The organism is Olsenella sp. kh2p3, from assembly GCA_900119625.1.
Taxonomy (GTDB): domain Bacteria; phylum Actinomycetota; class Coriobacteriia; order Coriobacteriales; family Atopobiaceae; genus Tractidigestivibacter.
Window position 1 is genome coordinate 48,464 of record FPKD01000004.1, and the last position, 12,681, is coordinate 61,144.

At 62.0% G+C, this 12,681-nt stretch carries 11 protein-coding genes; 5 read left to right on the forward strand and 6 right to left on the reverse strand.

Going from position 1 to position 12,681, the window contains the following annotated elements; translation table 11 throughout:
* Positions 1 to 46: 46 nt before the first annotated feature.
* From groL to ychF, 3 genes are all read left to right on the forward strand, one after another.
* Positions 47 to 1,687, forward strand: coding sequence for a chaperonin GroEL (gene groL / locus BT122_RS06080; protein ID WP_072355090.1), 1,641 nt, complete (start codon positions 47 to 49; stop codon positions 1,685 to 1,687).
* A gap of 460 nt (positions 1,688 to 2,147) precedes the next feature.
* On the forward strand, positions 2,148 to 3,425 hold the full coding sequence (locus tag BT122_RS06085; RefSeq protein WP_072355091.1) for a 4Fe-4S binding protein: 1,278 nt from the start codon (positions 2,148 to 2,150) through the stop codon (positions 3,423 to 3,425).
* Between the two features lie 45 nt (positions 3,426 to 3,470).
* Positions 3,471 to 4,544, forward strand: coding sequence for a redox-regulated ATPase YchF (gene ychF, locus BT122_RS06090; protein ID WP_072355092.1), 1,074 nt, complete (start codon positions 3,471 to 3,473; stop codon positions 4,542 to 4,544).
* Between the two features lie 163 nt (positions 4,545 to 4,707).
* Here the strand turns inward: ychF and BT122_RS06095 are convergent, their stop codons facing one another.
* On the reverse strand, positions 4,708 to 6,342 hold the full coding sequence (locus BT122_RS06095; protein ID WP_286130324.1) for an LCP family protein: 1,635 nt from the start codon (positions 6,340 to 6,342) through the stop codon (positions 4,708 to 4,710).
* Between the two features lie 245 nt (positions 6,343 to 6,587).
* On the opposite strand from BT122_RS06095, the gene guaA reads away from it, so the two are divergent.
* Positions 6,588 to 8,180 carry a glutamine-hydrolyzing GMP synthase gene (guaA, locus tag BT122_RS06100; RefSeq protein ID WP_072355093.1) on the forward strand — a complete coding sequence of 531 codons (1,593 nt, stop codon included), beginning with the start codon at positions 6,588 to 6,590 and terminating at the stop codon, positions 8,178 to 8,180.
* A 486-nt stretch (positions 8,181 to 8,666) separates the two neighbouring features.
* Here the strand turns inward: guaA and BT122_RS06105 are convergent, their stop codons facing one another.
* From BT122_RS06105 to BT122_RS06125, 5 genes are all read right to left on the reverse strand, one after another.
* Positions 8,667 to 9,230 (reverse strand): hypothetical protein, encoded by a 564-nt coding sequence (locus BT122_RS06105; protein ID WP_072355094.1) that lies wholly within the window; start codon positions 9,228 to 9,230, stop codon positions 8,667 to 8,669.
* Complete coding sequence (locus BT122_RS06110) at positions 9,223 to 9,600, reverse strand: hypothetical protein (protein WP_072355095.1); 378 nt, start codon at positions 9,598 to 9,600, stop codon at positions 9,223 to 9,225. Before BT122_RS06110 ends, BT122_RS06105 begins: the two co-directional genes overlap by 8 nt.
* The gene (locus BT122_RS06115) at positions 9,590 to 10,234 is read right to left on the reverse strand and encodes a DUF4417 domain-containing protein (RefSeq protein ID WP_177242201.1); all 645 of its coding nucleotides are present in this window, start codon (positions 10,232 to 10,234) and stop codon (positions 9,590 to 9,592) included. The genes BT122_RS06110 and BT122_RS06115 overlap by 11 nt, the downstream gene beginning before the upstream one ends.
* 226 nt (positions 10,235 to 10,460) lie before the next feature.
* On the reverse strand, positions 10,461 to 10,997 hold the full coding sequence (locus tag BT122_RS06120; RefSeq protein ID WP_072355096.1) for an ImmA/IrrE family metallo-endopeptidase: 537 nt from the start codon (positions 10,995 to 10,997) through the stop codon (positions 10,461 to 10,463).
* A complete protein-coding gene (locus BT122_RS06125; RefSeq protein ID WP_072355097.1) occupies positions 10,997 to 11,368 on the reverse strand; it encodes a helix-turn-helix domain-containing protein in 372 nt (123 codons plus the stop codon). Before BT122_RS06125 ends, BT122_RS06120 begins: the two co-directional genes overlap by 1 nt.
* Positions 11,369 to 12,439: 1,071 nt before the next feature.
* Between BT122_RS06125 and BT122_RS11085 the strand changes: the two genes are divergently transcribed.
* Positions 12,440 to 12,625 carry a hypothetical protein gene (locus BT122_RS11085; RefSeq protein WP_218161963.1) on the forward strand — a complete coding sequence of 62 codons (186 nt, stop codon included), beginning with the start codon at positions 12,440 to 12,442 and terminating at the stop codon, positions 12,623 to 12,625.
* Positions 12,626 to 12,681 lie beyond the last annotated feature (56 nt).

Below are 12,681 nucleotides of genomic sequence, written 5' to 3' on the forward strand. Positions count from 1 at the left end.
CTGGTAACTCACCCGCCAAGGGTTCATCTGGAAGGAAAAGCACAACATGGCTAAGGACATTGTTTTTGGCACCGACGCCCGCGCCAAGCTTGCCAAGGGCGTGAACACCCTCGCTGACGCCGTCACCACCACGCTCGGCCCCAAGGGCCGCTACGTCGCCCTGCAGCGCTCCTATGGCGCCCCCACCATCACCAACGATGGCGTCTCCGTCGCCAAGGAGATCGAGCTCAAGGATCCCATCGAGAACATGGGTGCCCAGCTGGTGAAGGAGGTCGCCACCAAGACCAACGACACCGTGGGTGACGGCACCACCACCGCTACGCTGCTCGCACAGGTCATCGTCAACGAGGGCCTCCGCAACGTCGCCGCTGGCGCCAACCCCATCGCCATCCGTCGCGGCATCGACAAGGCCGTCGACGCCGTTGTGGCCGAGATGAAGGACTCCGCAATGGAGATCTCGACCAAGCAGCAGATTGCCTCCGTGGGCACCATCTCCGCTGGCGACCCCGAGATTGGCGAGAAGATCTCTGACGCCATGGAGGTCGTGGGCAAGGACGGCGTCATCACCGTCGACGAGTCCCAGACCTTCGGCATCGACATCGACACCGTCGAGGGCATGCAGTTCGACAAGGGCTACATCTCCCCGTACTTCGCCACCAACAATGACAACATGACTGCGGAGCTGGATAACCCCTACATCCTGATGACCGATCAGAAGATCTCCAACATCCAGGACATCCTGCCCATCCTCGAGGCCGTCTCCAAGCAGGGCGCGCCGCTGCTCATCATCGCCGAGGACGTGGACGGCGAGGCTCTGGCCACGCTGATCCTCAACAAGCTCCGTGGCACGCTCAACGTTGCCGCCGTCAAGGCCCCTGGCTATGGCGACCGTCGTAAGCGCATGCTCGAGGACATCGCCATCCTCACCGGTGGCCAGGTTGCCATGAAGGAGCTTGGCGTCCAGCTTACCGACGTCACCGCCGAGATGCTCGGCCGCGCCAAGTCCGTCAAGATCACCAAGGACAACACCACCATCGTTGGCGGCGCCGGCTCCAAGGACGCCATCGAGGAGCGCGTTGCCCAGATCAAGAACGAGATCGAGAACACCACCTCCGACTTCGACAAGGAGAAGCTCCAGGAGCGTCTGGCCAAGCTCTCCGGCGGCGTCGCTGTCATCAAGGTTGGCGCTGCTACCGAGGTCGAGCTCAAGGAGATTAAGCACCGCATCGAGGACGCCCTGCAGGCCACCCGTGCGGCCGTCGAGGAGGGCATCGTCGCCGGCGGCGGCGTGGCGTTCCTGGCTGCGACCCCCGCGCTCGACACCGTCGAGACCTCCGATCCTGACGAGAAGATCGGCGTCGACATCATCCGCAAGGCGCTCGAGGCCCCTGTGAAGACGATTGCGAGCAACGCTGGCTACGAGGGCTCCGTTGTGGTCGAGAAGATTAAGAGCCTGCCCAAGGGCCAGGGCCTCGACTCCGCGACCGGCAACTACGGCGATATGATTGAGATGGGCGTCCTCGACCCCGTCAAGGTCACCCGCACCACGCTCCAGAACGCCGCTTCCGTGGCGTCCCTCATCCTCATCACCGAGGCCACTGTCTCCGACGAGCCCAAGGACACCACCATCGAGGAGGCCATCTCCAAGGCAGCCGCTGCTGGCGGCCAGGGTGGCGGCATGTACTAAGGGCTAGGTAGGCCCAGTACTGCTCCTCGGTCACGCGACTCGACCGAGTGAACTTCAGGACCCCGAGTGCCACATGGCACCCGGGGTCTTTTTTCGTCACAGCCCGGTGGACTGCGCACGTTGCCTCTGGGGGCCTGCTGAGAAGAAATCCGACGTTTTGGATCCCCGGACTGAACAGAAATGTCGATTCTCTTCTCAACAGCTCACACGGCATCCCAACAGCTCGCGCGGCATCCCAACAGCTCGCGCGGCATCCCAATAGCTCCTGTGGCGTCCCTGCCAAACGGAAACGGGAGACCCCGGCCCCTTGCCTCCGGCCTACTGGTCTCTTCCTTGTGCGCTTCTCGCCTGTGGCGGGGCTTCTCGTCCGCGGACGGTACAATGTAACGGTTGCGTGTGCAGGCACACGCACCGCGGGGGAGCTGCGTGCGGTCACCCCGCCGAGAAGAGGGGAGAGGCGATGCCACAGAAGCGTGACATTCTCGACGACATCATCGACATCCAGGATAACTGGCAGGCGGTCCAGAACCCTCTTGCGGGCCTTGCGGACTCGCTTGCCCAGGACCCAAGCCAGCGCAAGGTCTTTGACCCCGCGGACTACAAGGAGAAGCCCTGGTGCAACTCCAGCCGCTGCCTGCGCTGCTCTGCCGAGCGCGAGGACGTTTGCTCGGTCTGCCTGGACGTGTGCCCCACGCACTCGATCGACATCCACAACAAGTCGGTCACGATCACGGACTCCTGCCGCAAGTGCGGACTTTGCCAGGCCGCTTGCCCCACCGAGGTCTTCAACACGCGTCGCCACATGGCCAAGCAGCTCTACGACAACATCGCCCGCGCCGCCTCGGCGTACGAGCAGTGCTACGTCACGTGCACCCGCGCGTTGAAGCGCCTGCCCAAGCCCAACGAGGTCCTTCTCCCGTGCGTGGGCATGATTTCGCGCGACCTGTGGTTCTCCATTCTCGTGGACTACACCAACGTGTCTGTCTACCTGCCGCTTGGCATCTGCGACCGCTGCCGTACCACCACGGGCGAGGACTTCTACACCGAGGCCATCGGAACGGCGGAGGAGTGGGCCAAGTCCGCGGTTGGCCTTGAGGTCGACAAGGACAACCTTACGCACGAGTTCACGCGCGAGTACCGCCGCAGCCAGTTTGTGAGCTCCGCCATCCATGCAACCGAGAACCTCGTGACGCGCTCGAGCCCCAAGCTCGCCGGCGCCCAGGCGGTTGCCAAGAAGATAACCGATCACGCCAACCGCCTGAACGAGCTGCAGCGTCAGCTGGAGAACGCGGTGGGGGCAAAGACCAACCAGAACCGCCAGCGCATCCTCACGCAGAATCGCAAGCTCATGATGGGCGGCCTCCAGCACGACCAGGAGCTGGCAACAGACATCAGCCTGGACGTGCCCGTGGTTGACCCGGACCTCTGCACGTCCTGCGGTGACTGCGCCAAGGTGTGCGTGACGCATGCCCTCGACCTCGACGATAACGGCCACGTGCACACCATGGCCGCGTACTGTGTGAACTGCGCTGCCTGTGTGAAGGCATGCCCCGAGGGCGCGCTCTCCATGCGGCCGCAGGACGCAAGCGAGCTGGTCGTTCCTGACAAGAACGCCGAGGAGATAGCGCGTCAGAAGGCAAAGGCCAAGGCGGAGGCCCAGCGACTCATGGAGCAGGGCAAGAAGCAGCTCTCCAAGGCGGCTGACACCCTTGAGAAGCTGGACGATAGCAAGAAGTAGCAAGAGGCCACTGGCAAGAGGCCAAGGCCAAGAAGGAGAGATACCGTGTCACTTTCCATCGGCATCGTGGGACTTCCCAACGTGGGCAAGTCGACCCTGTTCACCGCGCTTACCCGCAAGGGCGGGCTTGCGGCAAACTACCCCTTCGCCACCATCGACCCCAACGTGGGCGTGGTCGACGTCCCCGACGAGCGCCTCAACAAGCTCGCCGAGATGGTGCACCCCGCAAAGATCGTGCCCGCCACGGTCGAGTTCGTTGACATCGCTGGCCTGGTGAAGGGCGCCAACGAGGGCGAGGGCCTTGGCAACCAGTTCCTGGCGAACATCCGCAACTGCGATGCTATCTGTGAGGTCGTGCGCTACTTCAAGGACCCCAACGTCATGCGTGAGACGGGCCGTACCGGCGCGTTTGTCGATCCTACGGCGGACGTCGACACCATCCAGACTGAGCTCGTCCTCGCAGACCTGGGCTCGCTCGAGCGCTCCATCCCCAAGCTGGAGAAGGAGGCCAAGCGCGACAAAGAGATGGCGCCCCGTCTCGAGGTTGCCAAGCGCCTGCAGGCGTGGCTCAACGAGGGTCACCGCGCGGCGGAGATGGACATGACCGACGACGAGCGCGCCGCTGCTCATGACCTCTTCCTGCTCACCATGAAGCCCATTCTCTACGTGGCCAACTGCGACGAGGACCAGCTGGGCGAGAAGCCCCAGATCAACGGCCAGGACGCCATTCCCATCTGCGCCGAGGTTGAGGCGGAGCTGGCAGACCTCGACCCGGATGAGGCCGCCGAGTATCTGGCGTCCATGGGCCTCGAGCGCTCTGGCCTCGAGACGCTGGCCCGTGCGGCATACCACCTGCTCGGCCTCCAGAGCTTCTTCACCGCTGGCCCCAAGGAGGTCCGTGCCTGGACGGTGCGCATTGGCGCCAAGGCCCCCGAGGCTGCCGGCGTCATTCACTCCGACTTCGAGAAGGGCTTCATCAAGGCAGAGACCATCAGCTACGAGGACTACGTCAAGCTGGGCGGCGAGTCCGGCGCGCGTGATGCCGGCCGCCTGCGCATGGAGGGCAAGGACTACGTGGTCCAGGACGGCGACGTGATGGTCTTCCGCTTCAACGTATAGCCTCCGCCCTCTCGCCTCCCGCCCTCCCCTCGTTCTTTAGCGGTTTCTGAGAAACGGACCCAACGTTTCCGCAGTTGACGGGAACTTGATTTCTCAGATTCCGATAAAGAACGAAGGAGCAAGGCTCTGGACGAGAGGGACGAGGGCGATGGTGGCGATGGGTCTACTGGCTCTTGTAGTCGGTGCCGAGAATAACCACCACGTCGTAGTTGTCGGAGTAGGTCCCGGGGTTCTCTGTGGGGGTCACGGAGAGTCCGAGCTTCTCGGCAACGCCCTTTGCCTCGCCCAGCGCAGAAGTGGTCTGGCTGGTGTTGTACACGATGGTCGTGGTTGTGTGGCTCGTCGAGTCTGCGTTTCCGGCGATTGCAGAGAAGCCCGCCGCCATGAGGGCGTTGGCGGCATTGGAGGCAATCCCCTGGGTCGCAGTGCCATTGAGCACTAGGACGGAACCAGAATATAAGGGGTCCGAGCTGGTGCTGGTGGTGTCTGAGGAATTCGAGCTGTCCGTACTCGTGCTCACGGAACCGGCAACGCCCGCGGTGAAGTCCTGCGAGGAGTCCGAGTAGGGCGTTTCGCCTGCGTCGGTGCGCTCCATCATGGTCTTCCAGGCGTCCTCGTCCACGACCTCGTACCAGAGGTTGTTGATGTACTGCGACGTGGTGGGCACCGAGCCGGAGTAGATGTCGTTCTCGGTGTCCAGGTCCTTGAACTGATTGGCCAGCGAGAGGATGTCCGTTGCCGAGAGGTCCGTGGTTACGCTGTCTGCCAGCTGGGAGATGAGATTGGGCCACGAGGTGGGGTCGCTCTCGAGGACCTTGCGGATGATTGCCGCGATGACCATGCGTTGGTTGGCGGAGCGGTAGAAGTCACCGCCGCCGTAGTCGTCATAGGCGTGGCGGCTGCGGCAGAGGCCGAGGGCCTGCTCGCCGTTGAGGGTCTGGGTTCCGGCAGGCAGGTCGATGCCGGAGTACTCCATGTCCGAGACGGCCACGGGAAGCGTGACCTCCACGCCACCGAGCGTGTCGACAATCGAGGTGAACTCCTCGAAGTTGAGTTCCGCGTAGTGCGAGATGTTCACGCCCGCGAGCTTGGAGACCTGTTCGACTATGTAGGAGGCGCCGCCAAACGAGTAGGCCGCGTTGATCTTCTGAGTTCCGTGCTCATCCATGTCGACCATGGTGTCTCGGGGAATCGAGATGAGCGTGACCTTCTTGTTGGGCGGGTCAACGCGCACGAGGATGATGGAGTCCGTGCGGAAGTTCGACTGGTCTGCCCCCCACTCCTCCGTGCGTTCCTCATCCTGATCAACGCCAAGGAGCAGCATGTAGAAAGGGTCGTCCGTCTTGGTGGGGGCAACAAGCTGGTTGAGGAGGCTCGAGTCGATGCCCTTGGAGAGCTTGCTGTTGATGTTGTTGATATACCAAGCAAAGGCTGCACCCGCCGCGGCAAGAACGGCGACAAGCGAAATCACCACGACCTTGAGCACGCGGTGGCTGCGCTTTGCCTGCTTGCGCTTGGAGACGTAGTAGCCAACACCATCCGCGCGGGACGCAGCGTGGTCCATCTCGTCCAGTTCGCCGCCGCGAAGGTGGGCCGCATGGGTGTCATTTGTGGTGTGGCTGGCATGGGAGTAGGAGCTCGCATCGACATGACGGCCCTGTACAAGCGGCGTGCTGTGGAGCTGGCGTGCGTCAGAACCGGCGCTGCTGCGGCCGCCGCCCGTGCCGTAGCGCTCTGCGGAGAGATGGTCCTGCTCCTCAGACGACATGCGACGGTGGTGCCTTCTTCTCTCGGCCACGGGGCCCCCTTACCGTGTCCAGGCGGACATCGTGCGGTTCTTGTTCAATGTTGGCGCTACTCAAGGGCATCGCCATAACTGGCACATCATACGTGACGTGCGTGAACGCTCCATGAAGAGGGGAGAAAAAGCCGACGTACATACGGTGTCCTCAATCCTTGGGAATCCTTTACGTGGCCATTCGGTAGTATCCTCTACAACGTATACGCATTTTGTCCGGCGGCAGCCGGGGATGGGAGACGCGCATGTCCGAGGCAAGGCCCAAGCAGTTTGTGGCGGTCTTCGACTTTGGGGCCCAGTACGGGCAACTCATTGCTCGCAGGGTTCGTGACCTGCACGTTTACTCAGAGATTGTCCCATGTGACATCTCGGCAGACGAGCTTGCGGCAATGGCCCCCTCTGCCATCATCCTCTCCGGCGGTCCCGCCTCGGTCTACGCCGAGGGTGCGCCAGACATGGATGCGCGCGTCTTTGAGCTAGGCATCCCCATCCTGGGCTTCTGCTATGGCGAGCAGATCATGGCCGTCAAGCTTGGCGGCGAGGTTGCGCACACCGACAAGGGCGAGTACGGACCGGCAACGCTCACGCGCCTTGGCTCCTCGGTTCTTCTCGACGGCACACCCGAGGGCGGCCAGACGGTGTGGATGAGCCACCGCGACTCCGTGAGCCGTGCCCCCGAGGGCTTCATGGTTACCGGCCGTACGGACACCTGCCCCGTCGCCGTCATGGAGTGCCCGCGCCGTCGCCTCTTTGCGACGCAGTTCCACCCCGAGGTGCGCCACACCGAGTACGGCACGCGCATGCTGGAGAACTTCCTGTTTGGCGTGTGCCACCTCGAGAAGAACTGGACCATGGAGGGCATCATCGACCAGAAGGTCGAGGAGATCCGCCAGCAGGTTGGGTCGCGCAAGGTGATTCTCGCCCTCTCTGGCGGAGTTGACTCCTCCGTGGTGGCGGCCTTGGTGCACCGTGCCATCGGAGACCAGCTCACTTGCGTGTTTGTGAACCACGGCATGCTTCGCAAGGGCGAGCCCGAGATGGTCGAGGAGGTCTTCCGCGAGCAGTTCCACATGCCGCTCGTGCACGTGCACGCCGAGGAGCGCTATGCCAAGATGCTCGCCGGCGTGACAGACCCCGAGAAGAAGCGCCGTCTCATTGGCACCGAGTTCTGGAGGGTATTCTTCGACGAGGCCAAGAAGATCGGCGACGTGGAGATGCTTGCGCAGGGCACCATCTACCCGGACATCATCGAGTCCGGCGCGCGCAAGACCGGCGGCAAGGCGGCAACCATCAAGAGCCACCACAACCTGATCCCGTTCCCCGAGGGAGTGCACTTTGACCTTATCGAGCCCCTCGACCACTTCTTCAAGGACGAGGTCCGCGAGCTGGGCATTGCACTGGGGCTGCCCGCCAAGATGGTGTGGCGCCAGCCGTTCCCCGGCCCTGGCCTTGCCATCCGCATCATCGGCGAGGTGACGCCCGAAAAGCTCGCCATCCTCAAGGATGCCGACGCCATCGTGCGAGAGGAGCTTGACGCCTACAATCAGCGCCTCTTTGAGGAGACGGGCGACCGCAACTCCGAGCACGCCTGCTGGCAGTACTTTGCCGTGCTGCCCGACATCAGGAGCGTTGGCGTGATGGGTGACGAGCGCACGTACCGTCGCCCCATCATCGTCCGTGCGGTGGAGTCTACAGACGCCATGACCGCCGACTGGGCAAAGCTGCCCTACGACGTGATCGGTCGCATCTCTAGTCGTATCGTGGACGAGGTCGACGGCGTGAACCGCGTGGTGTATGACGTCACGCCTAAACCGCCAGCCACGATCGAGTGGGAGTAAGCTCGAGACAGTATACTTCACCAGGCCGGCTCCGTTCGAGCCGGCCTCATTGTTTTTCGGCCCCGTGCGGGCCATCTGCAGCGGCTTCCGCGCCCGCCGCTCGCTTCTATGTCCCCGATTCGGCTTCTTTTCCCGGATGCCCTCCTGACCTGGAATCCGCCAGCATCCCGTGCGGGCTCTCTCGGGACCTTTATAGCCCGCTTCCAGGTCGCCGGCAGGCGGGAATCGCCGGCAAGCAGTACCAAGCGTTTTTCGCTCCATACGGGTGCATGTCGCATTTCTCTCACGTCCGGGTTCCAAGACGGTCCCGTGATGGCGCGAAGCAGGAGGGCGCCCGGATTCTCCGCCAGGACGGCGCACTAGGCAATCGGCCGGCTGGCTCATTCGAGCTTTGATGATTGCTTCGGGCTTCGCGGGGAGGGGCCGCGGCGGACGACCCGGCCCCGAGAGGGCGCACGGCGGCCGGCGGCAGCGGTGCGGCGATGGTCAGAGCCAAGTCGTCCTGCGCCGGTACGCGTCGGACCAGCCATCGTCTTCGAGCCAGGGGGCGGAGCAGTCCGTCAGGAGGGCGTCCGGGTCGCCGCCCCGCCTGACGTGCACGTAGTCGTCCGTCCAGTCTCCCTTGTCGAGCGCCAGGAACCCGGATTCGAGCTCGAGGACCATCGCCTGGGTGAAGGAGACCGTCGCCCTCGGCCGGCCGTCTTTCGATATCACGTCCTCGTCGTCCACGATCGCGATGCGCCGGACCGTTTCCCCGACGTGCAGCTTGGCGGGCGCGGTCCCCTCGGGAAGCCAGAGGCCCCCTGCGGACGGTCCCAGCGCGAGCGCTCCGGTGTCCTCCGTCCATCCGTTGGGCAGCCTGAGGGCCACGAAGCCGTTGCTCAGGTCTACCGAGCCTCGGCCGTCGATGCCGATGCGCGCCGTGTGGTAGAGGACGTAGTCGTCGAATAGATCGAGGTGATATCCCTCGATGTATTCGATCCTGGTGCCGACGAGCGAGGCGGCGAGTTTCCTCTCCTCGTCGCTCAGCATATGATTGACTTTATCCATGCATCCTCCTCGTGAAATGAATCTTTCGAATATGGCCCTCGCTCGATATGTTCAAGTCGACGGCAGGGGACCCGTCGCTGGAGGAGGTTACCCTCAGCGTCACATGGCTGCCATCAGCCAGCTCTCGAACGTAGCCGTTGGGCAGTTGTCTCTCCGAGGTGAACCCCGAGCTGGCGAGTCCTGCGAATCGCGTGGCTGTGGCCACGGGATCGTCGGATGATATGGTCGCTATCCTCTTTCCCTTCGAGCTGTTCCAGCTCAAATCAGAAGGATACTCTGGGAACTCCGCATGGAGCCCCGGAAGGTTTTCGGGGAAGGTGTGTCCGATGGCCTCGTGCCGCGAGAGGCCACATTTCGGCTTACCGCTCATGGGCCTCGCCGATCCTGACAGACATCGCGCTTGGGATGACGCGGATGTCGACCCCGAGGGCTCGGGGATAGTCGAAGGCGCCGTAAGCGTCGGTGCCGTAGACCACGATGCGCTTCGGCTCTAGCAGGTCGCAGACCATGCGCAGGTCCGTGACGAATCGCGCGCGGTTGTCGAGTCGCTTCACGCAGCCATGGGAGCCTATGCCGATGGTGCTGTTGCGGGGCGCTGGGGGAATCGCATAGGAGGCGGAGTCCCATCCTGCGGTCCGCACATTGGCGAGAACGTTGAACCCGAGATGCTGAAGCCAGGCGCCCGAGGCGTAGTTCCTGTAGGTGTTCCAGATGAGCTGCGATGGGGTGAAGTCCGCGTAAAGACTGTAATCGGGCGCGACAACCCCGTCGAATCGGCCCAGCAGGTCGAGGTACTTCTTGGGCTCGCGCCAGAATGGCTCGAACTTGTAGTCATCTTCGTAGAAACACACCCACGTACCGGGTGCCGGAGCGGCTCGGCCGCTCAGGACCTCCGAGAAGGGCACCAGCCTCTCGGGGGCGGCGTCCGTACCTTCAATCCTTGGAATCTTGTAGTAACCGGCCAACGTGGCGCCATCGAGCATGAACTCGTTGAACACGTCCACGCAACCTTTGCGCGGTTCGGCGACCGCGACTGCTGAATCGTCCATTGACGATCACCGTCCTTGAATAAACGATGTTTATATCTGTTCGATTGGACAGAGGCGTGGCACAATGGACATTGCTTCGGGACGGCCATCGTGCTGCCCTGCCTTGCGCGCGGGCGGCTGTTGGTAGCGGCAGCCCGCGCGTGGCGTCTCTATGGGAAATGCGCTATATCCTTCCTCCCGCTCATCGTCGCGAAGCCACTTCCAGTTGGTATCTGGCGGCATCCATCGACACCCCGCATTTTTCGACAACCTCGTCAGCGGTCATGCCTCGGACGAGATCGTGTGGGATGAGGAGCTCGCCAGCCAGGCATTTCGCCTGCCATTCGGGGTCTTCGTAGGTCCGTGGTTTGCCGCCGCCGATGGTTCTGCTCAGCTTGAACCCCAGGAAGCAAAGAGTCATGAAGTGCGAGAATTCGTGGGCGATGGTCATGCGGTCGCGCCCCTTGCCCCTTCGGGCGCCCTCGTAGACGCTCTCCTTGATTCTGATTTCCCCGGTATAGACGTTCGTTTCCGCATGCTTGTTCGCCGGGAGCTCGTCATCATCGATGATGCTGTAGGTGAATCCGGGGAGTGTTTCCTCGAGGACGTCGAGAAGCTCGACAATCGGGAAATACAGGACGTCCTCGAGGTCAAGGACCTTGCGGATTTCGGCTGCCAGGTTCCTGAGGTCCTCACGAGAACGGGGGCTGACGGAATAATCGACAGAGCAGTCGGGCACTAGGCATCACGCTTCTTCTTCAATAGTTTCAGTACGTTTTTTGCCGTTTCGTCGTCCAGGTCATCGAAGGAACGTGCGAAGCAGAGCGCGGCATCGCGCTTGGAATCCGAGGCGCCGTCCAGCTCGACCTTGACGCTCTTGAGCGTCTTGTCCGCAGCGGCGGAAAGCTCGTGCTTTGCGACATCGGAGAGCGAGTAAAGATCGGCGACTTTGTCAACCAGGCCCGTGGGCGCTGGCCTCTTGCCTTTCTCGATGGCGGAAAGGTAGGAGGGCGTGATGCCGAGGCGGTCGGCCATGTCACCCAATGTCTCTCCCATGTCTATCCTCAGCTTCCTCAGCCTCTTGCCAAGCTCTGTAGTCGTTGTCCTCATTGCCGCTCCTTTCTCTGGAATGTATTTTACTCAACGCGTTCAAATAGTCAACATTAACAGTTGAATAATCTAACAGGGTTTGTTTTCAAAGAGCTGGAGGAAGTCGCTCGTCTTGCCTATCGCCAGATGCTAGACCCGCCGTTTCCGTCTCCCACGCAAAAGCTCGCGCTGGCCCTATAGTCGCTGAACATGAAGCGAATGACCTTGGCATCCGACGCGAACGTCAATCGCCCGAACTCTTTTCGCAACGCCCGAGATTCCTGGCGATGCAAGGGTGGCGAGGGCTGTCGGGCCGATGCACGAAATTACTGCGTGGGGGCGACGTCGGATCTGATTGGCGGAACCTTGTCGTCGCGGGATTATTCCGTCTGTTGCAGGCGGCTGGGAGGTAATGCCGGAAAACAACGCTCAGGAATTGACGTATCCGCAGGTCATTGCCATTATTCTGGAAAGTTGCCGATTATTCTCCACGGCCCGCGAAAACGTCTTAACGGGTGGATTCGCTCCCAAGCCCGGTTACAGTACCAGCGATTATTCCTTTTCGGCGTTTTCGCAGGCGGGAGGGGCCGTCAAGCAGTACCGGCAACTACTGCAGGTCCGGGGTGGTACCGCAGCGGTACCACCCCTGGTACCGTGCTGGTACTGCGGTTTTCGGCCCTTTCCAGGGAACTGGGACTAATAAAAAGCCCAGGTCAAGGCCTGGGCTGGTACTGTAAAAGACGCTGTTTTTAATTATCGAGTGGGAATAAAAAGCGGGGCACAACAGTCTTTCGCACTCCGACCCAAAAAAACAACAAAAGCGCAGTTCAGAAGTGGTGTGTTCGAGTAATCGGCGCACCACTTTGCTTCACTAGAAAACGCTCCTTTCGTGATTATTTGTAGCGGAATTTGTAGCAGCCCAGAGCCACCATTCTTGGCACTGGGGACAGAGAGGAGATTAGAACCATGATGAACGAGGAGAAGTGGGAAGAGCTCAAGCAGGAAGAGGAAATGGCATACTTCCGCGCAGACATCTGTCTGTACTCGCCGGAGAGCTATGGCCTCGAGGAGAAGAAGTAGATCTGCAACGACATGATGAGCACGAGCAAGGCGACGCTCGACGCCATGCGCGAGGACTTCGAGCAGCTGCCCCCGGATGCGCGAGCCAAGCTCCTGGACATGCTCTGCGCGTCCGGCGTGGAGTCGCCTGAGTGGTGGTGGGACGCGCTCGTGGGAGACGGAGACCCGCTGTACCGCGAGCTCGAGCCCCTGAGCTAAAAAGAGCCCCTAGAAGCGAAGAAGGCCGCTTGTCGAACGTGACAAGCGGCCTTCCT

Coding starts and splice junctions, on each gene's coding strand:
- BT122_RS06085 (WP_072355091.1), top strand. CDS start 2,148: ATGCCACAGAAGCGTGACATTCTCGACGACATCATCGACATCCAGGAT.
- groL (WP_072355090.1), top strand. CDS start 47: ATGGCTAAGGACATTGTTTTTGGCACCGACGCCCGCGCCAAGCTTGCC.
- BT122_RS06125 (WP_072355097.1), bottom strand. CDS start 11,368: ATGAGGACAACGACTACAGAGCTTGGCAAGAGGCTGAGGAAGCTGAGG.
- BT122_RS11085 (WP_218161963.1), top strand. CDS start 12,440: ATGATGAGCACGAGCAAGGCGACGCTCGACGCCATGCGCGAGGACTTC.
- guaA (WP_072355093.1), top strand. CDS start 6,588: ATGTCCGAGGCAAGGCCCAAGCAGTTTGTGGCGGTCTTCGACTTTGGG.
- BT122_RS06110 (WP_072355095.1), bottom strand. CDS start 9,600: ATGAGCGGTAAGCCGAAATGTGGCCTCTCGCGGCACGAGGCCATCGGA.
- BT122_RS06105 (WP_072355094.1), bottom strand. CDS start 9,230: ATGGATAAAGTCAATCATATGCTGAGCGACGAGGAGAGGAAACTCGCC.